Origin of the sequence: Mucilaginibacter panaciglaebae (genome assembly GCF_039539265.1) — a bacterium.
Taxonomy (GTDB): Bacteria; Bacteroidota; Bacteroidia; order Sphingobacteriales; family Sphingobacteriaceae; genus Mucilaginibacter; species Mucilaginibacter panaciglaebae.
Genome location: NZ_BAABCV010000006.1, coordinates 1 through 26239, shown reverse-complemented (window position 1 = coordinate 26239; position 26239 = coordinate 1). Strand labels below are relative to the sequence as shown.

Genomic DNA, 26239 nt, shown 5'->3' with positions numbered 1-26239 from the left:
AGCCCTATTGGTAAACATTAATTAGTGCTGATCTGTAAATTTATAGCCAACGCCGCGAATCGAATGGAAATAGATCGGGTTTTTGGGGTCGGGCTCAAAGTATTTACGGAAAGTCAGGATAAAGTTATCAATGGTACGGGTTGACGGGTAAACATCATAGTTCCATACAGTTTCCAATATCTGTTCGCGCGATACGGCATCATTTCTACGCTCTATCAGCAGCTTCAACAGCATGGTTTCCTTTTTTGTTAATGGGGTAATGCTGCCATCGCCATTAACCAACTCGAATGAGTTAAAATGAATGGTTTTGTCACCAATCTTGTAACTGTTAAACTCTTTTAATTCGTCGCCTTTCAGGCTGCGTTTTACCAGGTTATTAACACGAAGGATCAATTCTTCCAGGTTAAAAGGTTTAGTTAAATAATCATCGGCGCCTTTTTTAAGGCCGGCAATCTTGTCCTCGTTCGTGTTTTTAGCGGTCAGGAACATAATTGGCACCTCTGAGTTTTCAAGTCTGATGGTTTCTGCAACCACAAAACCGTCAATCTCAGGCATCATTACGTCCAGTATAACCAGGTTAAAACGCTCTTCTTTAAATATTTGCAAAGCTTTCTTGCCATTGTTAGCAGTTGATACTTTGTACCCTTCTAACTCAAGGTTTAGCTTTATGGCTTCTAAAAGATGTTCTTCATCTTCGGCCAATAAAATTCTTTTTCTACCAGGCATTATGTTGTGAATTTAAGTAAGTGCAAAAACAACCTCAAATATGCTTCCCACAGGGCGGTTGTCCTTTACCCTGATGCTTGCCTCATGCTTATCTAAAACTTGTTTTACAATATATAAGCCAAGGCCGGTTCCTTTAGTATTGCGGGTATTTTCGCTGCCCACGCGGTAAAATTTATCGAAAATGCGGGGTTTCTCTTCGTCAGATATACCAATACCGTGATCGGCCACCTGCAGATATATCTTACTATCTTTTGAAAATAGTTTGACATCAACCGCCTCACATGGCTTTGAATACTTGATAGCATTCTCTATCAGGTTAGTTACTACTGATGTTAAAGCGAATTTGTCTCCATCGATCTCAATCTTAGGTTCAATCTCGGCATTGATAATTTGCTGATTGCCGTCACACTTGGTTATTTGTAAGCGGTTAACAATGCTATCTACCAAAACTGACAAACTAAAATGTGCTTTTGGAAAAGAATAAGACCGGTTTTCTATCTTCGACGCCAGCAACATATTCTCCACCATATCATCCAGACGCTCAATGTCAAGCAAGGCCTTATCAATAAAATCCAGTATTTGCATTTTATTCAGGTCTCTTTTCTGGATTGTTTGCAGCATCAGTTTAATGGATGCCAGCGGCGATTTTAACTCATGCGTAACCGACAACAAGAAGTTTTTCTTCTGCTCTTGCAGCTTTTTTTCACGGTTAAATGATTTATGCAGATAAATGGCGCCTACCAGGAAAACCAGCACAAACACCATACCTTCGCCCATAATCATACCCGTGCGGCCAGGCTGTGATTTTATAAGCATATACCCCCACCATATTAACTCTGCTACCGCATATGTTATTAGTGCGTAAAAGATTACAAATGAGCGTTTCATAGGTCAGCCCCTCTAAATCTCCCCCGGCAGGGGAGACTTTCAGATTTATTTTTTAAAGTTAATAACTTTCACCTAATCATTTATACCTCCCTACCGGGGAGGGTTCGGGTGGGACTATTTCTTAAATACCAAATCAAGACTATCAAATATAGCCCTTTTTGCTTTCTCCAGATCAATTTTGGTATGGGCCGATGATATAAAGCCAACTTCATAACCAGACGGGCCCATGTAAATGCCCCGGTTTAGTAACTCGCGGTGCATAACCTTGAATTTATCCATGCTGGCCGGGTCAATATCATCTGCTTTACTGATAGTTTCCTGACTGGTAAACGCGAACCAGAATATCGAACCAATACTAAATACCTTAAACTTATAACTACGCGCAGTAGCAAAACGCTGTATGGCTTCAGTAAATTCTTCTGTCTTCTTATGCAAATCTTTGTAAAAGCCCATGCGCAATAACTCGGTTAGTTGAGCAACACCCGCCGCCATAGCTACCGGATTGCCTGACAACGTGCCGGCCTGGTAAACCCCGCCATCGGGCGAAATTTGCCCCATGATCTCTGCAGAAGCACCATACATACCCACCGGTAAACCACCACCTATTATCTTTCCATAAGTAATGATATCCGGTTGTATCTGGTAATAACCTGCGGCACCTTCAAACCCTATGCGGAAGCCTGAGATCACCTCGTCAAATATTAGCAAGGTACCGTTAGCTGTACAAGTTTCGCGCAGCGATTGTAAGTATTCTTTAGTTTGCAGCAGCAAGCCATTGTTTGCCGGAATAGGCTCAATAATAACTGCCGCTATCTGATCTTTAAATTCGGCAAATGCTTTTTGCAGCGCTTCGGTATCATTTAAGCCGATAACAATCGTTTCGTCAGCAAATGATTTAGGTACGCCGGCTGACGATGTTTCGCCAAAAGTTACCAGGCCCGAGCCTGCCTTTACCAATAAGGAATCTGAATGGCCATGATAGCAGCCCTCAAACTTCAATATCTTATCGCGTTTAGTATAACCACGAGCCAGGCGGATAGCTGACATCACGGCCTCTGTACCCGAACTTACAAAACGCAGCTTTTGGATGTACTTGTTATTTTTAAGGATCAGCTCGGCCAATTCATTCTCTAATGCCGTTGGTGCGCCAAACGACATACCGTTTTGCATCGCATCAATAACTTTATCCTTAACTTTTGGATGATTATGTCCCAGGATCAGGGGCCCCCATGAGCAGCAAAAGTCAATAAACTCGTTGTCATCCGCATCCCAAATATGGCTGCCATGGCCTTTCTTAATAAACAACGGCGTCCCATAAACCGACTTAAACGCCCTTACCGGCGAGTTAACCCCGCCTGGAAAAAACGTCTTAGCCTTTGCATATAATTCGGCAGATTTTTCCCTGCTGATATCCGGTTTACCCGTGGTATTCAATGGCAGGTCATCCTCGCCCGAAAACATTTTTTTTATTGAGTCTAACATGCTCTTTAGTCAACAGACCATATCCATGGTCCATAGTTTATTTTATAATTTATTAAGCCTATGGAACTATTGACCATGGCTATGGACTGTTGGCTTATAGCCAATTATTCTCCAATACCTCTTTAGCGTGATACGTTAATATCGCTGTCGCACCCGCCCGGCGAATGCTGGTCAGCACTTCGGTTACAGCGCGTTGCTCGTTTAACCAGCCCTTCTGTACTGCAGCTTTTAGCATGGCATATTCGCCGCTAACGTTATACGCTGCAACCGGTAGTTCGGTGTCATCTTTTATCAGTTTGATAACGTCAAGGTAAGCTAATGCTGGTTTTACCATCAAAAAGTCTGCCCCTTCTTCTTCGTCCAGCCGCGCCTCAATTAAAGCTTCACGCTGGTTGGACGGGTTCATCTGGTAAGTTTTCTTATCGCCAAACTTTGGTGCAGAGTTCAAGGCATCCCTAAACGGGCCATAAAACGCGCTGGCATATTTAGCCGAATATGACATGATAGACACGTTAGTAAAACCATTATCGTCCAAAACATTGCGGATGTAGCCTACACGGCCATCCATCATATCGCTTGGTGCAATGATATCGGCACCGGCTTGCGCCTGCGCTAGCGACATCTTGCCTAATATCTCTAAAGTTTCGTCATTTAAAATATGGCCGTTCTCTACAATACCATCATGGCCATCGCTGCTGTATGGGTCCATTGCTACGTCGGTAACGACGCAAGCCTCAGGGAAATGTTTTTTCACCTCTCGTATAGCACGCAGATACAAACCCTCTTCGCGGTGACTTTCCGTCGCATATTTATCCTTAAATTCCTCGCTGATGTTCGGGAACAAATCAAACGCTTTCAGGCCTAAATTCATGCAGCTCTCAACCTCGCGCAGTAAATTATCTATCGAGTAGCGGTAGATACCCGGCATAGAAGCCACCTCGCTTTTTTGATTTTCACCCTCAACAATAAACAGCGGAAATATCAGGTTGGCCGCACTAACATGCGTCTCCTGCACCATCTGTCTGATCACTTCGCTCTTGCGATTTCTTCTTGGTCTTTGTAACATTTTTTTGTTCATTAGTCACTGTTCATTAGTTTATTTGGCCTGGCAGCTAAACGAAGCGATACCAATGAGCCATTGAATTAATGAACCAGCGAACAATCTATAATCCAAACACCGCCTCGGCCAGCCCTACTTCATCGGGCGAGAAAGGCAGCATGTATTTAACACCCATTTCTTCAAATTTTTTACCGGTTGATTTACCGATAGCGATAACTTTCTGATACGGGTCAAGTAAATTCTCGGCAAAATAAGCATCGACGTTTGAGGGGCTGGTGAACACCAGCACATCAGCTCCAGACCCTTCTACCTCATCTTCCAATACCGTTTCATAAACCACCAGATCTATCACTTTAGTATCCGCAGATAACCCTTTTTGTACACTTCGCAGTGACTCTTCTGCTCCGGGAAACAACACCTGTGCACCATTAGCAACCTTCGCAAACTCTTCAGCAATTTCGGCAGAGTCATTACCTATACCGGTAAAGTCGGCAAAGTGGCCCTGACGGCGCAGCATCTCTTCGCTGCCTGCCCCCATTACGCCAAACTTCACATCTTTAGGCAAAGCCGGGTTTAACTGGAAGAAATACTCTACAGCATTCTTGCTCGAGAAGAATATCCAGTCGACATATTTTAATATATAAGAATCTAATTTATTGATTACCGGTACAGTCCGAATCAACGAGCGGGCGTCAATCTGTATATTATGTTTTTCAAGCGCGCGTCTGAAATAACTTTGCTCAGACACTTCGCGCGAGATAAATACACTTACCGGCAACTTACGGTCGGCGTTGAATTTAGTTACTACCTGTTCCGCCAATCCGTTGGTATTGTCAGCTTCTAAAAAAACGCGGTCAGGAAACTGATCGCCCTCATCGGCTTTTGAGGTAAACACCTGGAACACGCCATCGTCCTTACGGCAATAACATCCCAAAGGCAAATGGCAACCACCGCCAAACAGCTTCAACACCGTACGCTCAACCGATAGTTCTTCGGCTACATCAGCATGATGCAGCACTTGCAGCGCTTTGTATAATTCAGTGTCGCTTTCGCGGATCTGTATAGCCAGTACACCTTGTGCAGGCGCCGGTACAATTTCGTTAGGGGTCAGTTCTTCCACATGGAACTCGCTCAGGTCAATACCCAGGCGGCTAACACCGGCCTTTGCCAGCATAATAGCGTCGTATTCTTCTTCGCGCAGTTTATTGATGCGGGTGGGCACGTTGCCACGCAGATCCTCGATCTCTAAATCGGGGCGATAGGCCAGCAACTGCGCCTTACGCCTATTAGACGAAGTACCTACAATAGCGCCATATTTAACAGACAGCTTTTGCTTCACATCCACACAATCTTTCAATATCAATAACAACTCCGACGGGTCTTCGCGCTCTGACACCGCGGCGATGATCAATCCCGGCGGGTTCTCGGTCGGCAGGTCTTTGTGGCTGTGTACGGCAAGGTCAATAGTACCTGCCAATAGTTCCTCCTCCAGCTCTTTGGTAAAAAAGCCCTTACCCTCCAGTTTATCGAAACTTAGGTTCAGGATACGGTCGCCCTGGGTTTTGATGATCTTTAACTCGGCGTTGATATTCGCTTTCGCCAGGCTGTCTTTTACAAAATTAGCCTGCCATAGCGCCAATTCGCTTCCGCGTGTTCCTATTATTAATGTTCTTTCCAAGAGGTTAATCTATTTGCAACCGCAAATTTAATTTTTTATGCCGATGGTTATAGATTTAATTAAGGATATGAAAATTGAGTGACGGATCTTTAAAAGAGTGCATGGGCGATTGAGTGCATGAGCGAGCGGTTAGAGATCAGAAATTAACCATATCATTTAGTTAAACCTGGTATTAACATCGAACACCGGATGTCCCGGTATCAAATAATGAAGGAAACATTTGATGTACGATATTCAAAACTCAATATTATTTATACTGCGATTTTCCTTGACTTAATAAATAACCGGTATTCGTTATCATCGCTACGCGAGCGCACTGATCCACGCGAATGTGTATCACTTTGGATCAGTTGGATCAATCTAAAAATTCAAGTTATTGATTATAAGGTTTTTAATTGCGTGGCCGTTTTTAAAGTGGATCAGCTTGGATCACTTTTTATGACTTTTAAGTCATTTTCGGATTTGCTCCACCCTAAAAAATTTACACTTTTAATCGTTAATACTGGATTGAATTTACACCTTTAATTTAGTATTAAAATAGGTTTACAATATGCGCCTAAGGCCTCGCAGGCGTTGAATGTACAGCCCTACCGTAGGGAACGCACCAAAAGCATCTGCATATATATATTTGAAATCTTTTTTCTCGCCTTGTCCAATTCCCCTTTCTCCGGTCGTCATTGCTCTAAAAAACATCAATAGAAAATGGAAGCAAGAATCAATTTTTTTGAAAAAGGAAGCGGCGCAATCAAAGCGCTTTTTGGATTAGGTGCATATCTGGCAAAATCGCCGGTTGAGCGTAAGCTTTTAGATCTGATCAATTTCAGGGTATCGCAAATAAATGGCTGTGCTTATTGCCTGGATATGCACTCGAAAGACCTGCGTGCCGAAGGCGAAACCGAGCAACGCCTGTACATGCTTGCTGCCTGGCGCGAAGGACCAATGTATACAGACCGCGAGCGCGCTGCCCTGGCCTGGGCCGAGGCGGTAACTAAATTGAACAATAACGATGTGCCTGACGAGGTGTTTGAGCAGGCCCGCCAGCAATTTACCGAAGAAGAATTGGTTGACCTTACACTTGCCGTGACTACTATTAATACCTATAACCGTATCAATATTGCATTCCGCGTGCCGGGAGGCAGTTACCAGGTTGGGCAGTTTGCAATGCACTGAACAGGAAAAGGCCGGTACCTGGGCACCGGCCTTTTCCTGTTCAGTATATAAGCGCAAATTATTCTTTGGCAAGATTTATGTATGTAGTTAAGCGAAACACACAACAATCATGAAAAAGATCTTACAACTTACGTTTAGCATTTTAGCACTTACATTTATTTTGCAGGCTTGCTCAACTACAAAAAGCCTGGTGGGTTCGGCACATGGCCATATTAATGGCACGTGGACATTAACTAATATCAGGTATGATGGCCTGTTGCCCGGCGCGGTACAGAATATATTTGATCAGGCACCGCCGGCAGCCTTTCTTAACAGCACCTGGAAGCTAACCAACAGCGGCAACGGCATGTACACTCTGGCTAATGGCACCTCGCAAAGTATATTCTGGAGTTATAATGACCAGGACAAAAGCAACCCGTTATTTCAGTTTAAAAAGATATACCAGGGCGACAAGGCCAAAAATATCGCCGAGGGCTATCAGCTAAATGTTGTACAAGTTGATGGCAGTTCTATGACGCTGAAATTACCGGTTGCTTTGGGCAGTAAAACAGCTTATGTTGTCTTTACGTTCAGTAAATAATTGGCGGATAACTGTCAAATCGAACGATAGCGAGATATCTATACATCTGCTTTAACAACTATGATTGCATGTGTATAGATCTCTTCTTTCGTCGAGACGCCAAAATATAATTTATTGGAATTTAATTATTGTTGATCAATATATCTTTAGCCATTACCATTGGCACACTGATATATTTTTTCTCCATATAGTTGATCACTTTTTCCAACACCTCGCGCGATTGGGCATCCATGTTAAGTACCTCGTCGGCAAACACGGTATTAAGCGCGGTGTTGCGTATCTCTTTGATCTTTTCAGGAACCTGGCGCATGGCCAGTTCAACTTTACGTTGTTTAAGCTGTACGCAAAACTCGGCAATGTTTTCTTCAATGATCGCTTCGGCATGGGTAAGCTCCTGGTAACGCTCCTGCAGGTTACGTTTGGCAACTTCGTTTAATGAGCATACTTCAATAAAATTGACCGGGAACTGCTCTAAAACTTCAGGAGCGGTATCATTAGGGATAGCCAGGTCAACTATGGTTTTTTTATTGGTGCAGTCATTTAATAACGCTGCATATACCTCGGGCGTGATAATAGGCTCGGTTGCTGATGTACAGGTAATGAGTACGTCAAAGCCTTTGTGGTATGTTTTTAAAGCATCAAGCGTAAACGCTTCCCCACTCAGGTCGGCAGCCAGTTTTTGGGCTTTTGACAGTGTGCGGTTAAACACGGCAAAGTTGCTGAATTTATGTTTCTGAAGATACTTGGAAATATTTTGGTTGGTTTCGCCTGCGCCGACGATGAGGATGCGGGCATTTGAACATAGCTTAAGGTCTTTAAGCTTTCGGTAGGCCAATGATACTACCGAAATTGGATTTTTGGAGATGTTGGTATGTGTGTAAACTTCTTTAGCTGTTTTGACGACACAGTTCATGAACATTCGTAATCCATCGCCGGTAAGGCCGGCCTCGCGGCAGTTGTCGTAAGCTCTTCGCAGCTGAGCCAGGATCTCTTTCTCTCCGACGACGAGACTTTCCAGAGAGCAGGACATTCGCAGCAGGTGGTTCAGTGCTTCACGTCCTTCGTAAATAGAGGCCGCATCAACAAACAAACCGGTATGATGCGAGCAAAGACCAATATTTAATGTCTGAATAAATTTTTGGGCAAATGCTTTGTCAACCTCTTGCGCAGTTATCATTACAAACTCAACGCGGTTACAGGTTGCAACGTAAAATAATTCAGCTATGCCAAACTCGGCTTTAACCAGGTGAAGCTTATCCGTTAAATTCTCCTCACAGATAACCAACTTTCCCAGTTCCTTCAGTTCTATCTGTTTGTGCGTAAAAGCTATTACTTTTAAATACTCCAAAGCATTTTAAATTTGACCCAACAAAAATAGCATCTTGAACCACATCATCTGTCAAGACTTTGTCATACAGTTGTATTTAGAATGTTTATAAATAAACACCGTGTTTATAATTAAACATCTGTTTAAATAAAAAAAACATAACCTAACCAATAAATCAGCCGTCAAAATTATAAAAATGGCAAAAAGATTTTATTTAACAATCTCATTTCCGGTTACTTACTCACCTTTGCTTATTATTCTTTTTATCCGGCAGCTTACATTAGTATCATTTTGCCTTATACCCAGCTCCACATATTATCCCGTTATTTATCACGAATTCTTGAAATTTTATTTTGAATCGCTTTAATCAGATACGTTTACGCTTGGTACTCCGGTTGCCAGGGGATGAATGATTTGTAAGCTGTGTTAATTATTTGAGCAGACAAAATGTAACAAGCCGGCCTAAAAATGGCCTATTATTTGGTTGCTATAACCTATTGTGGTAATATTGACTATCTGCAATGATTAAACAAGAACACTTTACCTTACCGGGCAGCAAAGGCAGAGCCATGTTAATGGACCTGACCTATGACAGCCGGCATAAAACAGCACCGCTGGTTATCTTTTCCCACGGTTTTAAAGGTTTTAAAGACTGGGGAACGCACAACCTGGTTGCACGGCATTTTGCGCAAAATGGCTATCGCTTTTTAAAATTTAACTTTAGCCACAACGGCACTACACCTGATAACCCGGTTGACTTTACCGACCTGATAGCGTTTGCTGATAACACCTTCAGCATTGAGCTTGACGACCTGAATACGGTAATAGATTTTGCCTGCAATGGCACTGCTATACCACGCACTCATCATGTTTATTTGATAGGGCACAGCATGGGCGGAGGCATCAATATCATTAAAACAGCCGAGGACAAGCGCGTCAAAAAGCTGGTGACCATGGCATCTATATCCAACTTTCATAACCTCTGGCCAAAAACTGCCGAACAACAATGGAGATTGCAAGGAGTAATGTACATGCTTAATAGCCGCACTAACCAGCAGATGCCGTTAAAATCGACTTTGCTGGATGACCTGGAGCGCAATCCGGGTCGATTAGATATTCCAGCAAAGGCTATGCAAATTACCCAGCCGTGGCTTATTGTACATGGCACCGAGGATAAGACCGTCCCCCTTAGCCACGCAAAAGAATTGCACAAAGCACAACCAAGTGCGCGACTTTCTGTTATAAAAGGCGCCGACCATACCTTTGGCGGCACGCATCCGTATGCTAAAAACAGCTTGCCGCCGCATTTACTTGATTTTTGTGAGCAGGCTATTGAATTTCTTAATAAATAACTAAACCAAAGGCTAAACCCCATAGCCGGCATTTACATTAATACCAATCATGGGCATATCTCCATCCAAAAAACAAGGGCGCAAATACCTTAATACTATAACCACCGGCGAAGTTAAATCGGGCGATATTATTCCGCTGCTTAAAGCGTATGCCACCAACAAAGCCGAAGTTGTCCCTAAAAAAACATTGGGGCCTTTCAAAACGGATGTATCTGTTTATCAAACGCCGCCTAAAACCGGCTTACGTATAACCTGGGTAGGGCATTCAAGTTTATTGATTGAAATTGACGGCCGCACCATTTTAACTGACCCGGTTTGGAGCCGGCGCGTGTCCATGACGCAATTGATGGGGCCTAAGCGATTTTTTAAGCCGCCGATAAAATTAAGCGACCTGCCGCCGCTGGATGCGATCATCATTTCGCACGATCATTATGACCATCTGGATAAGGCTACTATAGCTTTTTTTAAAGGCACCACAATTCCCTTTTACTGCTCGTTGGGCGTGGGCAGGTACCTGGAAAGGTATGGTATTGTTAAAAATTACATCAGCGAGTTAGATTGGGGCGATAGCGTAATGATTGATCATGACATGGTGATCACCGCCACGCCGGCTCGACATTTTTCGGGTCGTGGTATTTTGGGCAGGAATGAAACTTTATGGTCGTCGTTCGTGATCAGGGGGCCTAAGCACAATATTTTTTACGGGGCCGACTCGGGATATTTCCCCGGCTTTAAAAATATAGGTAAAACTTTTGGTCCGTTTGATTTAGCCATGCTGGAGATTGGCGCTTATGGCGATTACTGGCCTGACATCCACATGGGGCCCGACAAAGCGTCGAACGCATTTCTTGATCTGAAAGGCAAACTAATGATGCCTATACACTGGGGGACTTTTAACCTGGCATTGCATGATTGGTTTGAACCTATTGAAAGGCTACAGACCTACGCTCAACAAAAAGATGTTGACTTGTTTGTGCCGGCACCGGCCGTGCCTACCGAAGTTAACGGGCCCTATAATTCATATTGGTGGATGGCTTATTTAAGTGATATAAAACCATCCGAAAAATATGATCTGTGATATAAAAGTCATCTTTTTAGTGCAAATTATTGCAACAAATTAATTAATTTATTATTAATTTAACAACGATTTAGCTTTAAAATTCGTAATTTGCAAAAAAGTTAGATGGAGATATGGAACGAGTAGCAATAGTTGCCTATAAGCCGAACCCTGGCAAAGAGCAAGCGCTACGAGCGCTGATAAAGAAACACACGCCCTGCTTAAGACAAGCCGGGCTCATTACTAATAAAGAATCATTTGTATTAGAAACCAAAGATGGAACGATAGTTGAAGTTTTTGAGTGGAAGTCTGAACAAGCTATGAAAACTGCGCACAAACATCCGCAAGTGCAGCAAATGTGGCGCGATTATGCGGAAGTATCTACTTACACGCCATTAAACCGCCTGCCCGAAACCGGAAAACTATTTGCCGATTTTGCGCCTGTTGGTTAAATTCCTCTGTCGCGGATAAAAGTGTTTTTCACCAGGCCGCCGGCATAGATATCTGTTGATTCATGTTTGAATTTAAGCTGAGCGCTATCGCCGAATAAGGGTATCCCTCCGCCTAAAACAATAGGGATGGTAGTAATGATCAGCTTGTCGATCATGTCCTGCGCCAGGAAGCTTTGAATGGTTTTACCACCGTCGACATATATATTATTTATCCCGCGCGCATTTAGCTGAGATAGCACATCTTTCAGGTCGCCTTTTATTAATCCGGCTTTTGCGGCCCATTTGCCCGACAATGCCGTTAAGGTATTACTTAATACAAATACCGGTACCGGATACATCCACGTATCAAAGTCATTTACCGTTTCAAAGGTATGCCGGCCCATAATGAGCGCGTCGATGCCTTTGATAAAATCCGAAAAACCATAGTCACTGCCTTCAGGATTAGGAAACTCTATAAGCCACTTGATATCCCCGTCTTTGCCAGCGATATAGCCGTCAATACTGGTTGCGATGTAGACGATGTTTGACATGGGTTAAAGGTAATTATAAAACCCTGTCATTACGACGAGGAACGAGGAGAAATCTATGCACATGTACAAATCCGAAGACGGTGCATAGACCTCTCACTATTGTTCGATATGACCATAAGAAAGGGCTTACCCTTCTACCGGCTCGATCCAATTGCCATCCTCACGGATAATGCCAATCAGTTCATCAAGCGCGTTGGCTGCGCTGATGTTTTTCTTAACGGCTTCTTTACCACGGTAAAGGGTAACCTTGTCGGTACCCGAGCCCACATAACCGTAATCGGCATCGGCCATTTCACCCGGGCCGTTTACGATGCAGCCCATAATTCCGATTTTCAATCCTTTAAGATGGCTGGTACGGCTGCGGATCATTTGGGTAGTAACCATTAGGTCAAACAATGTTCGGCCGCAGCTGGGGCATGATATGTATTCTGTTTTTGAGATACGTGACCGGGTGGCTTGCAGAATACCGAAAGCAGTAGAGGTGATGACTTTGGTTTCCACCTGCACCGTGTCGATCCATATACCGTCGCCGAAGCCATCTATCAGTAAAGCGCCCAGATCTGTTGCCGCGTATAACTGTAAGTTCTGAGTCCGAAGTTCTATGTCTTCAGTCTCAAATGCATATGTTCGTTTGATGATCACGGGCACATCAAGTCCAAGTTCTTCCATTTTAAAGAAAAACTGGCGCTGATCGGCCATACCATGCAGTGCATCGGTCTCCAAAACAAAAACCAGTGAATTACTGAACGGCAATGACCCAAAAGCATCCGAATCAATGTCGGCGGGCTTTAAACGTACCAGGTTTAGGGCTGACGATCGGTCATCCGCCTCAATAAATTCCTGCAAAGTAAATACGGGGTGACAAAGCGTTTTGCTGGTCAGCTTTTTCCAGGTATTATAATTATAAAGTTGTTTTAAGTTAGACGGCAGGTTAAACGACGGCAATTCATCGCCAAAATAAACAAAATCAACCGACTGCTCAGCCATGTTGTATTTATCCAGCATCGGAGCGTAAATGTAACCTGCGTCATTCAATACAGCGGCGTCCTTCAGATTGGCTTTCGATAGGTCGACTACTACACGCGGCACCATGTGCCCGCCAATGAAGGCATTTGCCTCATAGGTTTGGCGTTTTTTGTAGAGATAAGCTCCCTCTGCATCTCCCCCGGTTTGGGAAGCCTCTTTAGTGGCTTGACTATTTAAAACGCTCGCTTGCGGTGAGGGTTTGGGAGAGGCTGCTTTCCGCTCCGAATATCTGTTCACCAATGCAATAGCCACCGGTGCTTCGGCCTCAGGTTCTTCGGTCAGGGACACACGGACGGTGTCGCCAAGCCCGTCCTCTAACAAGGTACCTATTCCTACAGCCGATTTAATACGACCATCTTCGCCATCACCGGCTTCAGTAACACCCAGGTGTAACGGATAGTTCATGCCTTCGGCTACCATGGTCTCAACCAGCAAGCGATAAGCTTGCACCATAACCTGCGGATTACTCGACTTCATCGATATCACCAGGTTATAATAGTTCAGCGTCTCGCACATCCGCATAAACTCCATAGCCGACTCAACCATGCCCTGCGGCGTATCGCCATAGCGGCTCATGATCCTGTCGCTTAAAGATCCATGGTTTGTGCCAATGCGCATAGCGGTGCCATACTCTTTGCACACCTTGACCAGCGGCGCAAACTTTTGATAAATGCGCTCCAGTTCGGCGCGGTATTCTGCATCGGTATAATCTATCTGGTCAAATTTCTTTTTGTCGGCATAGTTGCCGGGGTTAACACGCACTTTTTCTACTATGCGGGCCGCTACCTCGGCAGCGTTAGGTGTAAAATGAATGTCGGCAACCAAGGGCGTATCATAACCACGCTGACGCAGTTGCTTCTTTATTTCAGCCAGGTTTTGCGCTTCTTTAATGCTTGGGGCAGTGATACGAACCAGTTCGCAACCGGCGTTGATCATGCGGATGGACTGCTCGACCGTACCGATGGTGTCCATGGTGTCGGTAGTGGTCATGCTTTGTATACGGATAGGATTATCGCCACCCATAGCCAGATCGCCGATCATTACCTCGCGGGTAACGAAACGAGAATATTCTGTTAACGAGTTACAATAACGGCCGGGCAATAATTTTAAAGCAGAAACATCCATGCAGGTAAAAAATAATCTGACGCAAAATTACGAATATGTTGTTGCAGATACGGGTAAAAATTAAAAGTATCAGCCAATAAACACTATTTATTACCTTTCGATGTATTTTTGTAACCGACATGAACGAAGAATATTACATAATTGAACGCGGCCTGAAAAAAGGCCCATATACTTTCAGTGAGATCATGCAGATGGATATTGATATCCATACCGAGGTTATCACTGCCTCGAACGACAAAACTCAGTATGCATCAGAGCTGTCAGAGCTTAACGAATACTTTGAAAGCAAGGGTATTTACTTCCCTACCGTGGATAATTTAGCCGGCTTCGGTAAAAGGGCGGGCGCTTTTTTTATTGATTACGTAGGCTGGTACATCCTGCTGTCGAATATCATTTTGCGCACCAGCATTGTAGCATTACCGGCAGCATACCGATTCGGCGACCCGGTTCCGCCTGAAATGTTAAAGCTTTCATTACTGATGCTTGGCTCTTTCTTAGTATACAATACTATCTGCGAGGCCACCGGTTTGAAAGGCAGCTTTGGCAAAAAGATATTAAGATTAATGGTAGTTGATATTGATGGGCAACGCCTGTCTTTCGCCCGCGCTTTCTTGCGCAATTTGGGCGTGGTATTATCTATTACCATCTGGATACCTTTTTTAAGCGTGCTTTTTAGCGAGCATCGTCAGGCGTGGTATGATAGCTGGGCTAAAACCTATGTTATAAAAACCAATTAAGGTTGAGAGATTAGTATCTCTTAACCTTAATATCGGCCATGCCGCCGCTGATCTTTATAAACATCTTATTTTTTGCAGCACTGAAACCAGGAGTTTCATAGGTGTTGTCAGCCATTTTGGCGAAGCCGTCAAAAGTAGTTGATGACAAGCCGGTACTGCTTTTAATATGGCAGGCCGCAGTTGCAGGCACACGTATGGTAACGTCAGACATCCCCGTGGCCACATCTACATTGGTTATTGCCAGGGGCTGACCCAATTTTACGTCGAATGCTGCTGCGCCGCCGGCCAGTTTAACCGAGCGTATTTTAAATTTAGATAAGTCGAAATCTAAACTTGTAGCCCCGGTTTTAACATTGATGTTCCACTCCGGGTTTGGGTTTAATCTAAAAGTAGCCGAGTTGGTGCGGCTGGTGTCTTTGCCTTTATCATTGTCGTCATCAAAATTGAAATCTAAATCATGATGGCCGCGCATATTAAAGTTCAGCGTATAAACAGAATCCTGGTTAGAATGAGTAAATACGTATCGTCCTTTAAATTCTTTGGTCGATGCGCTAAACAATTGGCTGGTAGTATCGCTTAAACGATATACCGTTCCGCCACCGCTAATATTAAGGGTTGCCACTCTGGCGTCTGCCGCAAAAGGTGCATTAAATTCGCTGTTTCCTTCAACCTTAGTTACTCCGGTTTTACCGCTGTCATCGTAGTCGTCATCATCATAATAAGAGAAAGCCGGAAAAGGCGAATTATAGCGACCAAAGTTGCCAAACACAATCAGCCCAAAGCCTACGATAATTACCGCTAGTTTTAGGGTTGTTGCCCAAGCAGATCTGTTATTGGCAAATATCAGGTTGATACCGCCAATTACAATGAATATTGGCCACAGGTGGAAAAAATTACCCCAATGAAAGTGAATTACGCCATAGTTGTGCAGCAAAAATGCTGTCCCTATTAATATCAGGACTACGCCCGGAATTATTTTATCGTTTCTCATGATCTTAATTTTTTGTGATTATTCAGTTGGAGGAATATCCTCTGTTTTATCTTCGGTTTTTGTTTCGGCTGCCGGTTTGTCACCAGCGTTCCAGTCTGGCTTTTCCCACGGTTTAACTTCTCTGCGCGAAAATAACAGCAAAGCACCAAGTGCTATCAATACTAGTGGCCAAAGGCGGTCAAACTCCCAGTTAGGCAGCAGGTCGAAATTATCAAGCAGGAAAAAAGTGCCAAAGGCTACCAGCGCCAGGCCAACTACCATGCCTGCGTTCGACTTTCGTTTAGGGGCAAACGGCATATCGCCGGCATTACTAAACGGACTGTTGGGTACCATGTAATCTACCGGTCCGGTTTGTGGCGGCACGGTATAGTCTACCGTCGGGTCAAAACCCGGGGCATTAAAGGGATAAGCGATTCTTTTTGGCATAACTATCCATAGGATGATATAGGGTAGAATACCACAACCATGTAACACTAACGACACCAGAAATATCGCCCTTATTACAGTGACATCAATATTTAAATAATTTGCTAAGCCCGCGCATACACCTGCTATCATTTTGTGCTGCTGGTCTCTTTCTAATTTTCGTTCCATAATCTTAATTTTTGAATCAGTTTATAGTTGCCCTTTTGCGGGTTTAATAATGATTTGGTCGACATTGGCGCCGACACTCATTTTATATATATTAATAATTGCCGATGCTATGTCTTCAGGTAAAACCATCAGGTCTTTGTCTACCTGTTGGCCCTTCCATGAGTCGGTTAATGTTGAGCCCGGAATCACGGCAGTTACTTTTATTCCGTGCTCCTGCATTTCGAGCCTCATAGTATTTGTGAGACTTAGCAAGGCTGCTTTTGTTACACTGTAAATGCCTGCCTCAACCACCGGATTCAATGAAGCCACCGAGCAAATATTGAAGATATGACCCCGGCCGGTTGCTATCATCTCTTTACCAAAAAAACGGTAAAGCTCATAGGCAGGCATCAGGTTGGTATCAATCATTTTGCCGAACAGCCCTTGTTCATCATCTAATATTTTGGAGTATTTATACATACCCAGGTTATTGACGATGATAGATATTTGGCCTAGCTCCCGGCGTGCGCCTTCTGCAAATTGCAACAACTCTTCGCGTTTGCTGCCGTCGGCTACAGCAGTAAAAATCTTTATAGCCGGATTGATCTGCAGCAGCTCTGTTTTAAAAGTTGCCAGATCATCCGCATTGCGTGAGTTTATAGCCAGGTTGACGCCCTCGGTGGCAAAGGCTATTGCTATTGCCCGGCCCATGCCTTTAGTTGCTCCGGTTATTAAAGCACTTTTCATCCCTATTATTTGTTTTTTAGCGGTGCTGAAGCTATCATGATCTGTATCAGTTTCGGTGTGTTAACTGCAGATCATAATAGTTTTCATGATCTAAAAGTAGATATATTTAAAATATACCGCTCACAGAAATCGGGGAATGGGGGCGAATAGTCGGTGAAAATGCCTTTGGATGGGGTGGCGTTTTGTGTAATACATTTTTTGGTACTATCTTCAGCTTTGTTTTATTAGTGATGTTTAGAACCTTATTACTTGTTTTACTGGGGATATGCATGCTTCAGAATGTCCGGGCGCAAGACAGCGCGAAATCTGATACGCTTAAATATTATTTTGATATTAATGATATAGAGACCTCAAAGGAAATTGCTGATCATTCTATTTTTATTTTGCCTAAAAGTGAAAAAGATGGGGGGCTGTATCCAATAATAGGATACTATAAAGGTGGTAACGTAAGTTTAACAGCCTTTTTAAAAACACCGGCCTTATCTAATAGATTTGAAGGCTTGGCTACCAGCTATTATCCCAACGGTAATAAAAAACGTATTGTAACCTATCAAGATGGTGAAATTATAGGCGAGTTCACCGATTTTTTTTCGAATGGAAAACGTTCAAGAGTAAGTTTTTTTGATAAAAACGAAGATGGAGAAAGACAGAGCAATGTTACCGAATTTTACATGAATGGTGGGTTTAAGGAGATATACAGGTATAATGCAAAAACAAGAAAGGGCATTTCTACTAAATATTTCCCTAATGGTAATATTTATTTGATCAGAGATCTTTTCTATGCTGTGGCCAACAATTACATTGAATGCAGAGATTCGACGGGTACAGTGCTGGCAAAACACGGTAATGGCAAGCTAATAGTATATACCAATGATTTTAAAACTGCTATTAAACAGATAAAACTAAAAGACGGAGAAATATCTGGTAATTGGCAACCTATTGTTGATTCAACAGCGGAAGCGCGTTTTGATAAAACAGGACCTGCTGAAAAGCTGGCACCTAATATGCCGTATTTTAATAACGCAGATGCGGCGCTTGAAAGAACCATTGTTTATCGTGGGGCCAGATTCAATTTTGTAAATTTTGTTGAAGATAATTTCGAGTATCCAAAAGAGGATCTCAAAAATAAAATCGAAGGCGAAGTTGATTTAACTATGATTGTTGAAAAAAATGGTGCCCTTACGCATATAAAAATTGCCCATACTATTAGTAAAGCATTAGCTGACGAAGTAACCAGAGTTGTACAACTATCTGCACCTTGGGGAGCCGGTAGGTCGGCCGACGGTACGCCGGTACGAATTCAAACCAGCATTGGTTTTAAATTTGTTTTTAAAGCCGATACCAGAGGTAAAATGGTTCCTAACGTTATTGTGTATGTTGACTCAGATATTAGTCCAGTTTTAGTCGATTCTCTATATAACAGATCAGATTCCACTTTTTTTGTCGGCAACGTTGATATAAAGCCGCAATTTCCTGGTGGTATAGCTGAAATGAGGAAATTTTTGAGTGTTAGTTTGCGCTACCCTATTGAGGATATACAACAACATCGTGAGGGTAAAGTTTATGTTCAATTTGTAATTGAAAAAGACGGACATGCATCGAATATTCATGCTATTTCTGGCCCGAGTGAAACCATGAAAGAAGCCGCAGAAAAAGTTATAAAACAATTTGCTGGCTGGATACCTGGTTCAATAAATAATAAACCGGTACGAGTAGTGTTCACACTACCTATTAATTTCAAATTAACCGGAACTGATACATTAGTACAGGTTAAGGTAGAACATATGCCAGAATTCCCAGGAGGGCTCCAGGCCTTTGTCGATTTTTTGGGCAAGAATCTACACTACCCGGCAGCAGCCAGAGACCGTGGCTTATCCGGGCGTGTGTATGCCACATTTGTTGTTGAAAAAGATGGCACACTTACAGATTTTAAAGTTTTTAGGTCACCCGGTAGAATTCTTGAGAACGAAGCCATAAGAGTTCTAAAAAAGTCGCCCAAATGGCAACCCGGAACTCAGGATGGCAAGCCTGTAAGGGTGTCGTTTACCGTTCCGATAAATTTTAATCTTGAGGAAGATGCAGCAGGCATTATGAATCCTTATCATCACGACGTTGTGTTTGAACAAGCTCTAAACAATTAACCCCTTATTCCGTTAAAATACTACATTTAAAACAATCGGTTACAAAAAGTAAATGTATTTTTAACCCGGTTTTACTTATGATAGCATGTTTAATAGTTTAGGCAAGTACATACTTTTATTGCGTTTAAGCTTTCGCCGGCCTGAAAAATTTGGGGTATACTGGAATGAAGTAATGCGCGAGATGGTCTCTATTGGTTTAGGGTCGTTAGGTATTATTGCCATCATTTCTGTATTCATCGGTGCGGCAACTACCATACAGGTGGCCTTTCAGTTAAGCAGCCCGCTGGTGTCTATGAGTATTGCCGGAAAAATTGCGCGCGACTCGACCATTCTTGAATTTAGCCCAACCATTTGCGCACTGGTATTGGCGGGCCGTGTAGGCTCGAGCATAGCCTCGCAGATAGGCACCATGCGCGTAACCGAACAAATTGACGCTTTAGAGATCATGGGCGTAAATGCTCCCGGCTACCTGATATCGCCCAAAATTATTGCCAGCATGAGCATGATACCACTGCTGGTTATTGTGTCTATTACTCTTGGTATAGGCGGTGGCTATCTGGCTTGTGTTTTATCGGGCGATATTACTCCTGATGATTACCTCATTGGTGTACGCGACGGCTTTGATGGGTTGACTGTTCAAGTGGCCTTAGTTAAAGCTGTTGTTTTCGGATTTATTATTGCGTCTATTTGTGCCTATCAAGGCTTTTATACTTCGGGCGGCGCCCTTGAGGTTGGCCAGTCGTCAACCCGCGGCGTGGTTTACAGCTGCGTTATGATATTATTTGCCGATCTGGTGATAACCCGTATGATGCTATGATCGAGATTAAGGATATCTATAAAACATTTGGCGAAAACGAAGTACTGAAAGGCATATCAGCCAGTTTTGAGCAAGGTAAAAATAACCTTATTATAGGAGGGTCCGGATCGGGTAAAACAACTTTACTTAAATGTATAGTCGGTTTACATGAACCTACCAAAGGTGCCGTATACTTCGACAATGAAAACTTTACCGAAATGGATTTTGAGCAGCGGGTGCCAATCCGAACGCACATTGGTATGTTGTTTCAAAACTCGGCCTTGTTTGACTCAATGACCGTGGAAGAAAACATTATGTTTCCGTTGAACTTGTTTACCGGCCAATCGCATGCCGAAAAACTGGAACGCGCTAACTTTTGTCTTGAGCGCGTTGACCTGGCCGGAAAAAACAAGCTTTATCCTGCTGAGTTGTCGGGTGGAATGAAAAAACGCGTGGGTATTGCAAGAGCTATATCCATGCAACCTAAATACTTGTTTGTCGACGAACCTAACTCGGGGCTTGACCCTAAAACGTCTATATTAATTGACGACCTGATCAATGAGCTTACCCAGGAGTACAATATGACCACCGTTGTTGTTACGCATGACATGAACTCGGTGATGGGGATAGGCGAACATATTATTTTTTTGCACAACGGCGAAAAATGGTGGGAAGGCAGCAATAAAGAAATTGCAAAAACCGATAACAAAGAATTGAACGACTTTGTATTTGCCAGCAAATTTATGCAGGCGGCGCGCACCAAGCTATAAGTACCTCTTTTTCCGGGCTATTTAACCAGAGTATATTCCCCCCAACAGTCGGTAGTATTTAACGCGCTGATATAGGAGTTGGCCAACTTGGCGTCTTTTACAACCATCTGCGTGACAGTGCCGTCGGCATTGCGCATAATGGATATACCAGGCACAAAATCTATCTTGGTTTCATTAAACCTGATGTTATAATTAAACGACGATTGATCTTGAATGGAAAGGCCCAATAATTTTAGGTTGATGGACATTTCGAGCGTGTAAGTTTTTTTATTATTAAACGCACTATGGCCTTTGATCCCGTCTTTGTTGTAAACCGATATCAACGTATCTTCATCACCCTGTAAGCCGCTCAGCCTGATAAATTTAGCTTTATTGTTTAATGCCGAATTACTTGCTTTAACTAATGAATCCATTTTTGCATCGGTGTCGGGTGTGCCGGTCTTTATATCAAACATGGTATTAAGACTTATCACCGGTGCATCCTGGATATTAAAAACGGGGTACGTAACAGACGCTGCTCCTGATACGGATCTTTTAACCTTATTGATTATTAATGATACCCCACCATTGATCATTTTGTTAATCACCTCCTTATGGTCTGAGCTTACCGTAAGATACAGCTTATTATCGTCATTTGACAACGTATATGATGCTTGTATAGCGTGGTTATAAGCCTGAAGCTCATTGTTCCACTCGGAGGCTTTGCCATCAACTTTGATATTGGCAGGCGCCCTTAAACCGCCTTTTTGGATATTGGGTAATTTTTGAGCATTGGCAAAAGCCGACAATAACAGCGCCGGCAATACTAGCCCGAACAGTTTACAGTTAGATATTTTCACGATTGCGGAGATAATTAGTTATACTAAATTTACTACTATATGATAGTATAAGCAAATAATTATCGCAGATAAATCTGCGATACTATCGCCGCAAATTGTATTGGCAAAAAACTACTTAGCCAGGGTATACTCTGCCGAAAAACTTGTCGGGTTAGCAAAGCCAAGATTATCTGGCCCGGCATACCCAATATTCACCCGGCTACCATCGCCTGCTATGTAATATAGCCGGTTATTGTCGCTCTGAACTTCGCCCGGAGGGCCATTTACCTGTAATGTATATTTAAAAGTGCCCGGTTTATCGGCTGCAAACTTGATGTAACTAAGCGGTATCGCGAGCTCAAAGGTAAAAGTAAGCTTTTTATCAAATTTGGCCGCAGCCTTAAAACCCTCTGTATTAAATACAGATAATGTACTGTCGGGAATAGTTGGCTCGCCAATTACACCTATAATTTTCAATCTTGAAGACATATCAGCATTATAGGTATTCATTACAGAGTCGGCCATAGCGTTGTTTACGGTTGTGTCCTTTACTTCATCATACGGGGTTCTTAAATTATAATAAGGCGGCCGCTCGGTTTTACCGTAAGCCGGGAAAGTAACCGCCAGGCCGTTTTTATTCTGCTTAGGGTCTGCCACGATAGTTAGCGTAACACCATTTGAGATGATCTTTCTAATGATGCGGCGCTCGTTGGACTGCACCGTAAGATACAACTTGGTAGCACTGTTTGACAGTGTATAATATACTTCGGTAGTGCGGTTAAATGCCTGGAATTTATTGTTCCATTCAGTTGTTTTGCCATCAACTTTTATGTCAGCAGGTGCAAACACACTTGCGGTTTGAACTTTGGGTAACTTTTGTGCAGTTGCAGTTATAGTTATCAGTAAAGCCGGCAAAAGCAGCTTGAAGTTTTTTGTAGTTATCTTTTTCACACAAATCTGTATTGGTAAATAAAATTACAGATCATCTCTTTGGCATAAAAATTTTTTAGCTATTCTATCAAATATGTTACCCGGTGGCCTGATACGCTTTTTCAGAAATAGTAAAGGCCAAAGCCTGATTAAGTAGGGCTGAATGCCTATATTTGCGCTACAAGCTTATACTGATAAAATTCGCTAAACAGCAATGATTCAACTACTTACTCCCACCTATTGGAAAGATTACGAACTGATTGACTGCGGCGATTTTGAAAAATTGGAGCGCTTTGGCAACTTGATTTTAATACGACCCGAGCCGCAGGCAGTCTGGAATAAAATTTTGCCTCAATCTGAGTGGCAGCGTTTGCATCATATTCGCTTTAAAGGACGCTCAGCTACATCGGGCGAATGGATCAAGAAAAGCCCATCAACTCCTGATCGTTGGCATATCGAATATAAAAACCCTGAGGCGGCCATTAAATTCAGGTTGGCGCTTACCTCGTTTAAACATGTTGGTATTTTTCCCGAACAGGCTGTTAACTGGGACTATATCTCACAGAACATAAAAAAATTTAAAACGCCAAATGCAAAAGTGCTTAACCTTTTTGCTTATACCGGCGGCGCATCATTAATTGCCCGTGGCGCAGGTGCCGATACTACGCATGTAGACTCTATCAGGCAGGTAGTTACCTGGGGAAATGAGAATCAGGAGTTATCCGGCCTGAAAGATATACGGTGGGTAGTTGAGGATGCGCTGAAATTTGTAAAACGCGAACTAAAACGCGGAAAGAAATATAACGGCATTATCCTCGATCCGCCGGCTTACGGACATGGCCCCAATGGCGAAAAATGGAAGCTGGAAGATCATATCAATGAAATGATGCAAGACGTAGTTCAACTACTTGACCCCGAAGAACATTTCCTGATATTGAATACCTATTCGCTTGGTTTTTCGGCAGTTATAGTCGAAAATCTCATTAAAAGCGCATTGCCTGAAGTGGAAAATCTGGAGATAGGCGAACTTTATTTACAGGCAACATCAGGCATTAAATTACCATTAGGCGTATTCGGTAAATTTTATAAACACAAATAGGCATTTTGTGGATAATTTTAGCTTATCGGGTAAATTAAATCATGTTACTTTGCAGCTTGGATAAGACCTCCTGGCCTATACTTCACAACGTTGTAATAACAAGCAAACAAACTTATTAAATGAAAAATATATTTTTATCTGCACTATTAATGCTATCATCGTTAGGGCTGTTCTCTAACTGCACGCAAAGTAAACCCGGAGCGCCGGAAGCTAAGGCAACAGCGAAGACTGCAGCCACTGCCGGCGAGAATGCTGAAACTGCTGCCGAAGACACCACCACTAAAGTAGTTTATCCACCGATAGATAAAAAGTTATATGATTCATTAATGAAACGGCTGGCTCATGGCGACACCACCGGTAAGTGGCCTGTTAAGAATGCGCCTTATCCGCTGCCTGGAGCCATTTTGCCATTTAAACGCGTAATTGCTTTTTATGGAAACCTGTATGCTAAAAAAATGGGCATTTTAGGCGAACTGCCTCCAAACGAAATGCTGGCCAAGTTAAAAGGCGAAGTTAAAAACTGGCAAAAAGCCGATCCGCAGACACCGGTACAACCGGCTTTACACTATATAGCAGTGGTAGCCAGCGGTAGTGCAGGCAAGGATGGTAAATACCGCAACCGCATGCCGTTTAAACAAATAGACAGTGTATTAGTGTTGGCAAAAAAGGCACATGCTATTGTATTTTTGGACGTACAGGTTGCTTTGAGCAATATACACACAGAGTTGCCACTGTTAGAGAAATACTTAAGCATGCCGCAAGTACATTTTGGTATGGATCCTGAATTCTCGATGAAGGACGGCAGCCTGCCGGGCAGGAAGATCGGTACTTATGATGCTGCGGATGTTAACTATGTTTCAGGGTATTTGGCTGGTTTGGTTAGAAAATACAACCTGCCACCTAAAATTTTGATCGTTCACCGCTTCACTAAAAAGATGCTGACTAACTATCAGAACATCAAACTACGTCCCGAAGTTCAGTTGGTAATGGACATGGACGGCTGGGGTGAGCCCGACCTGAAAGAAGGCACCTGGCGCTATTTTATTCATAACGAGCCTGTACAGTTTACCGGCTTCAAATTATTTTACAAAAACGACATCAAAAAGGCGCCTCATCACATGTTGACACCAGAGGAAGTATTAAAGAAAAAGCCTTACCCTATTTATATTCAGTACCAATAACTGGATTGCTAAGAAAAAATAGAAGCCCTTCGAGTTATCGAGGGGCTTTTTGATTAGTCAGGATTTATTTACTGATGAGTTTCTTAGCGTCGATCTTATCAAAATCCAATTCATCGTATTTCTGGAAGGCTGAGCGGTTAACAATAACAGGATAATTATTTACACCTTGCCGCGGAACCATTAATTCTGCCTCATCACCTATGATCCAAACCGACAAACCTGTTTTCGGATCAATATTGTAGACATTAACGTCGCCGAATGCAGTGTCTTCTGTTTCGGGATAATGCGTGGTTTTTATAGTAACCCATTTACTACTGTTGCGTTTGAAAGATTGCATTGCCACAGGCGTATAACCGTCACCAAAATAATAGGGCATTAATAAGGAATCTGTTACTTTTATAGTATTGTTATTAGCCCCATCGGCCGGATCATACAGATAATATTTGCCACGATATTGATAAACGGGCCTCCAGTCTGCAGGGAAGTGTCCAAGAGCAACATGAATTAGCGCGTATTTACCTTTTTTTAGTTGGGTAAGATAATTTTCAAGGTTAGATTGATCATTGTCGCTCCAATCAAAAATCCAGTCATGAGCGCGTGAATTTTTGTTAGGATCAATGTAAATAGCGTGCAAAATCCGTCCTTTAGAATCTGTGGCCCTATTAATAAAGAAAGTGTCCTTAAACATTATACTGGTATCAACACGCAAATTGACAGACTCTGGCAAAGAATCACCCGGTGAACCATTATTCTTTTTAGAATTCGATGTACACGCCGCTAGTGTCAATAAATATATGTAGGCGATATAATGAAATGCTTTCATAAGGACGGATGCTGCTTTGATATAAATATCAGCAAAAAAAAGCATTAGATTTAACGCCGCTTGCATAAAAGCAAAAAGCCCTGTTGAATAAACAACAGGGCTTTAGCATAAAATTTGGCACCGACCGGCCGCTCCCACGTTTTACCGCAGTACCATCGGCATCAATACGGTATAAAACAG

Annotated in this window: 26 protein-coding genes; 11 read left to right on the top strand and 15 right to left on the bottom strand. The window is 42.9% G+C overall.

Annotation, left to right across the window (positions count from 1 at the left end; genetic code table 11):
- Positions 1-21: 21 nt before the first annotated feature.
- From ABD772_RS09280 to ABD772_RS09255, 6 genes are all read right to left on the bottom strand, one after another.
- A complete protein-coding gene (locus ABD772_RS09280) occupies positions 22-726 on the bottom strand; it encodes a response regulator transcription factor (protein WP_345103168.1) in 705 nt (234 codons plus the stop codon).
- A gap of 12 nt (positions 727-738) precedes the next feature.
- Positions 739-1614 carry a sensor histidine kinase gene (locus ABD772_RS09275; protein ID WP_345103166.1) on the bottom strand — a complete coding sequence of 292 codons (876 nt, stop codon included), beginning with the start codon at positions 1612-1614 and terminating at the stop codon, positions 739-741.
- Between the two features lie 114 nt (positions 1615-1728).
- A complete protein-coding gene (hemL, locus tag ABD772_RS09270) occupies positions 1729-3096 on the bottom strand; it encodes a glutamate-1-semialdehyde 2,1-aminomutase (protein ID WP_345103164.1) in 1368 nt (455 codons plus the stop codon).
- 94 nt (positions 3097-3190) lie between these two features.
- Positions 3191-4162 carry a porphobilinogen synthase gene (gene hemB / locus ABD772_RS09265; protein WP_345103162.1) on the bottom strand — a complete coding sequence of 324 codons (972 nt, stop codon included), beginning with the start codon at positions 4160-4162 and terminating at the stop codon, positions 3191-3193.
- 97 nt (positions 4163-4259) lie between these two features.
- A complete protein-coding gene (gene hemC / locus ABD772_RS09260) occupies positions 4260-5834 on the bottom strand; it encodes a hydroxymethylbilane synthase (protein WP_345103160.1) in 1575 nt (524 codons plus the stop codon).
- A gap of 543 nt (positions 5835-6377) precedes the next feature.
- Positions 6378-6512, bottom strand: a complete 135-nt coding sequence (locus ABD772_RS09255) for a hypothetical protein (RefSeq protein ID WP_345103158.1) — start codon at positions 6510-6512, stop codon at positions 6378-6380.
- Positions 6513-6536: 24 nt separating this feature from the next.
- Here ABD772_RS09255 and ABD772_RS09250 point away from each other — a divergent pair, with 24 nt between their 5' ends.
- Both ABD772_RS09250 and ABD772_RS09245 read left to right on the top strand, forming a co-directional pair.
- On the top strand, positions 6537-7004 hold the full coding sequence (locus ABD772_RS09250) for a carboxymuconolactone decarboxylase family protein (RefSeq protein WP_345103156.1): 468 nt from the start codon (positions 6537-6539) through the stop codon (positions 7002-7004).
- 109 nt (positions 7005-7113) lie between these two features.
- Positions 7114-7584 carry a hypothetical protein gene (locus ABD772_RS09245; protein ID WP_345103154.1) on the top strand — a complete coding sequence of 157 codons (471 nt, stop codon included), beginning with the start codon at positions 7114-7116 and terminating at the stop codon, positions 7582-7584.
- A 121-nt stretch (positions 7585-7705) separates the two neighbouring features.
- Here ABD772_RS09245 and hemA read toward each other — a convergent pair whose 3' ends face one another.
- Positions 7706-8932 carry a glutamyl-tRNA reductase gene (hemA, locus tag ABD772_RS09240; RefSeq protein WP_345103152.1) on the bottom strand — a complete coding sequence of 409 codons (1227 nt, stop codon included), beginning with the start codon at positions 8930-8932 and terminating at the stop codon, positions 7706-7708.
- A 500-nt stretch (positions 8933-9432) separates the two neighbouring features.
- Between hemA and ABD772_RS09235 the strand changes: the two genes are divergently transcribed.
- From ABD772_RS09235 to ABD772_RS09225, 3 genes are all read left to right on the top strand, one after another.
- Complete coding sequence (locus ABD772_RS09235) at positions 9433-10263, top strand: alpha/beta hydrolase family protein (protein ID WP_345103150.1); 831 nt, start codon at positions 9433-9435, stop codon at positions 10261-10263.
- Between the two features lie 49 nt (positions 10264-10312).
- The gene (locus ABD772_RS09230; protein WP_345103148.1) at positions 10313-11341 is read left to right on the top strand and encodes an MBL fold metallo-hydrolase; all 1029 of its coding nucleotides are present in this window, start codon (positions 10313-10315) and stop codon (positions 11339-11341) included.
- A gap of 113 nt (positions 11342-11454) precedes the next feature.
- Complete coding sequence (locus tag ABD772_RS09225; protein WP_345103146.1) at positions 11455-11772, top strand: antibiotic biosynthesis monooxygenase family protein; 318 nt, start codon at positions 11455-11457, stop codon at positions 11770-11772.
- On the opposite strand, the gene ABD772_RS09220 is transcribed toward ABD772_RS09225, so the two are convergent.
- Positions 11769-12302 carry a dihydrofolate reductase family protein gene (locus ABD772_RS09220; RefSeq protein WP_345103144.1) on the bottom strand — a complete coding sequence of 178 codons (534 nt, stop codon included), beginning with the start codon at positions 12300-12302 and terminating at the stop codon, positions 11769-11771. The two genes, ABD772_RS09225 and ABD772_RS09220, sit on opposite strands and share 4 nt — an antisense overlap.
- A 126-nt stretch (positions 12303-12428) precedes the next feature.
- A complete protein-coding gene (gene ispG, locus ABD772_RS09215) occupies positions 12429-14453 on the bottom strand; it encodes a (E)-4-hydroxy-3-methylbut-2-enyl-diphosphate synthase (protein WP_345103142.1) in 2025 nt (674 codons plus the stop codon).
- Positions 14454-14572: 119 nt separating this feature from the next.
- Here ispG and ABD772_RS09210 point away from each other — a divergent pair, with 119 nt between their 5' ends.
- Positions 14573-15190: an RDD family protein gene (locus tag ABD772_RS09210; RefSeq protein ID WP_345103140.1), complete on the top strand. Its 618-nt coding sequence runs from the start codon at positions 14573-14575 to the stop codon at positions 15188-15190.
- A 10-nt stretch (positions 15191-15200) separates the two neighbouring features.
- Here ABD772_RS09210 and ABD772_RS09205 read toward each other — a convergent pair whose 3' ends face one another.
- From ABD772_RS09205 to ABD772_RS09195, 3 genes are read right to left on the bottom strand one after another with little or no spacing between them, the layout of a single operon-like run.
- Positions 15201-16181 (bottom strand): LiaI-LiaF-like domain-containing protein, encoded by a 981-nt coding sequence (locus ABD772_RS09205; RefSeq protein ID WP_345103138.1) that lies wholly within the window; start codon positions 16179-16181, stop codon positions 15201-15203.
- Between the two features lie 18 nt (positions 16182-16199).
- Positions 16200-16775, bottom strand: coding sequence for a PspC domain-containing protein (locus ABD772_RS09200; RefSeq protein WP_345103136.1), 576 nt, complete (start codon positions 16773-16775; stop codon positions 16200-16202).
- 21 nt (positions 16776-16796) lie between these two features.
- The gene (locus tag ABD772_RS09195) at positions 16797-17501 is read right to left on the bottom strand and encodes an SDR family oxidoreductase (protein ID WP_345103134.1); all 705 of its coding nucleotides are present in this window, start codon (positions 17499-17501) and stop codon (positions 16797-16799) included.
- Between the two features lie 230 nt (positions 17502-17731).
- On the opposite strand from ABD772_RS09195, the gene ABD772_RS09190 reads away from it, so the two are divergent.
- The 3 genes from ABD772_RS09190 to ABD772_RS09180 all read left to right on the top strand — a co-directional run bounded on the left by ABD772_RS09190 (position 17732) and on the right by ABD772_RS09180 (position 21208).
- Positions 17732-19642 carry a TonB family protein gene (locus tag ABD772_RS09190; RefSeq protein ID WP_345103132.1) on the top strand — a complete coding sequence of 637 codons (1911 nt, stop codon included), beginning with the start codon at positions 17732-17734 and terminating at the stop codon, positions 19640-19642.
- Positions 19643-19727: 85 nt separating this feature from the next.
- Positions 19728-20459: an MlaE family ABC transporter permease gene (locus ABD772_RS09185; RefSeq protein ID WP_345103130.1), complete on the top strand. Its 732-nt coding sequence runs from the start codon at positions 19728-19730 to the stop codon at positions 20457-20459.
- Positions 20456-21208 (top strand): ABC transporter ATP-binding protein, encoded by a 753-nt coding sequence (locus ABD772_RS09180; RefSeq protein WP_345103128.1) that lies wholly within the window; start codon positions 20456-20458, stop codon positions 21206-21208. Before ABD772_RS09185 ends, ABD772_RS09180 begins: the two co-directional genes overlap by 4 nt.
- A gap of 17 nt (positions 21209-21225) precedes the next feature.
- On the opposite strand, the gene ABD772_RS09175 is transcribed toward ABD772_RS09180, so the two are convergent.
- Both ABD772_RS09175 and ABD772_RS09170 read right to left on the bottom strand, forming a co-directional pair.
- Entirely contained in the window at positions 21226-22047 is an 822-nt protein-coding gene (locus tag ABD772_RS09175) for a hypothetical protein (RefSeq protein WP_345103126.1), read from the bottom strand.
- A gap of 111 nt (positions 22048-22158) precedes the next feature.
- The gene (locus ABD772_RS09170; protein WP_345103124.1) at positions 22159-22977 is read right to left on the bottom strand and encodes a hypothetical protein; all 819 of its coding nucleotides are present in this window, start codon (positions 22975-22977) and stop codon (positions 22159-22161) included.
- Positions 22978-23170: 193 nt separating this feature from the next.
- Here ABD772_RS09170 and ABD772_RS09165 point away from each other — a divergent pair, with 193 nt between their 5' ends.
- Positions 23171-24055 (top strand): class I SAM-dependent methyltransferase, encoded by an 885-nt coding sequence (locus tag ABD772_RS09165; protein ID WP_345103122.1) that lies wholly within the window; start codon positions 23171-23173, stop codon positions 24053-24055.
- A gap of 119 nt (positions 24056-24174) precedes the next feature.
- Positions 24175-25236 carry a hypothetical protein gene (locus ABD772_RS09160; RefSeq protein ID WP_345103120.1) on the top strand — a complete coding sequence of 354 codons (1062 nt, stop codon included), beginning with the start codon at positions 24175-24177 and terminating at the stop codon, positions 25234-25236.
- Positions 25237-25300: 64 nt separating this feature from the next.
- Here the strand turns inward: ABD772_RS09160 and ABD772_RS09155 are convergent, their stop codons facing one another.
- Positions 25301-26059 (bottom strand): hypothetical protein, encoded by a 759-nt coding sequence (locus ABD772_RS09155; protein ID WP_345103118.1) that lies wholly within the window; start codon positions 26057-26059, stop codon positions 25301-25303.
- Positions 26060-26239: the final 180 nt, after the last annotated feature.

Coding starts and splice junctions, on each gene's coding strand:
- ABD772_RS09195 (WP_345103134.1), bottom strand. CDS start 17,501: ATGAAAAGTGCTTTAATAACCGGAGCAACTAAAGGCATGGGCCGGGCA.
- ABD772_RS09185 (WP_345103130.1), top strand. CDS start 19,728: ATGTTTAATAGTTTAGGCAAGTACATACTTTTATTGCGTTTAAGCTTT.
- ABD772_RS09225 (WP_345103146.1), top strand. CDS start 11,455: ATGGAACGAGTAGCAATAGTTGCCTATAAGCCGAACCCTGGCAAAGAG.
- ABD772_RS09235 (WP_345103150.1), top strand. CDS start 9,433: ATGATTAAACAAGAACACTTTACCTTACCGGGCAGCAAAGGCAGAGCC.
- ABD772_RS09250 (WP_345103156.1), top strand. CDS start 6,537: ATGGAAGCAAGAATCAATTTTTTTGAAAAAGGAAGCGGCGCAATCAAA.
- ABD772_RS09205 (WP_345103138.1), bottom strand. CDS start 16,181: ATGAGAAACGATAAAATAATTCCGGGCGTAGTCCTGATATTAATAGGG.
- ABD772_RS09275 (WP_345103166.1), bottom strand. CDS start 1,614: ATGAAACGCTCATTTGTAATCTTTTACGCACTAATAACATATGCGGTA.
- ABD772_RS09255 (WP_345103158.1), bottom strand. CDS start 6,512: ATGACGACCGGAGAAAGGGGAATTGGACAAGGCGAGAAAAAAGATTTC.
- ABD772_RS09210 (WP_345103140.1), top strand. CDS start 14,573: ATGAACGAAGAATATTACATAATTGAACGCGGCCTGAAAAAAGGCCCA.
- ABD772_RS09160 (WP_345103120.1), top strand. CDS start 24,175: ATGAAAAATATATTTTTATCTGCACTATTAATGCTATCATCGTTAGGG.
- hemB (WP_345103162.1), bottom strand. CDS start 4,162: ATGTTACAAAGACCAAGAAGAAATCGCAAGAGCGAAGTGATCAGACAG.
- ABD772_RS09155 (WP_345103118.1), bottom strand. CDS start 26,059: ATGAAAGCATTTCATTATATCGCCTACATATATTTATTGACACTAGCG.
- ABD772_RS09190 (WP_345103132.1), top strand. CDS start 17,732: ATGTTTAGAACCTTATTACTTGTTTTACTGGGGATATGCATGCTTCAG.
- ABD772_RS09230 (WP_345103148.1), top strand. CDS start 10,313: ATGGGCATATCTCCATCCAAAAAACAAGGGCGCAAATACCTTAATACT.
- ABD772_RS09180 (WP_345103128.1), top strand. CDS start 20,456: ATGATCGAGATTAAGGATATCTATAAAACATTTGGCGAAAACGAAGTA.
- hemL (WP_345103164.1), bottom strand. CDS start 3,096: ATGTTAGACTCAATAAAAAAAATGTTTTCGGGCGAGGATGACCTGCCA.
- ispG (WP_345103142.1), bottom strand. CDS start 14,453: ATGGATGTTTCTGCTTTAAAATTATTGCCCGGCCGTTATTGTAACTCG.
- ABD772_RS09280 (WP_345103168.1), bottom strand. CDS start 726: ATGCCTGGTAGAAAAAGAATTTTATTGGCCGAAGATGAAGAACATCTT.
- ABD772_RS09200 (WP_345103136.1), bottom strand. CDS start 16,775: ATGGAACGAAAATTAGAAAGAGACCAGCAGCACAAAATGATAGCAGGT.
- ABD772_RS09245 (WP_345103154.1), top strand. CDS start 7,114: ATGAAAAAGATCTTACAACTTACGTTTAGCATTTTAGCACTTACATTT.
- ABD772_RS09165 (WP_345103122.1), top strand. CDS start 23,171: ATGATTCAACTACTTACTCCCACCTATTGGAAAGATTACGAACTGATT.
- ABD772_RS09220 (WP_345103144.1), bottom strand. CDS start 12,302: ATGTCAAACATCGTCTACATCGCAACCAGTATTGACGGCTATATCGCT.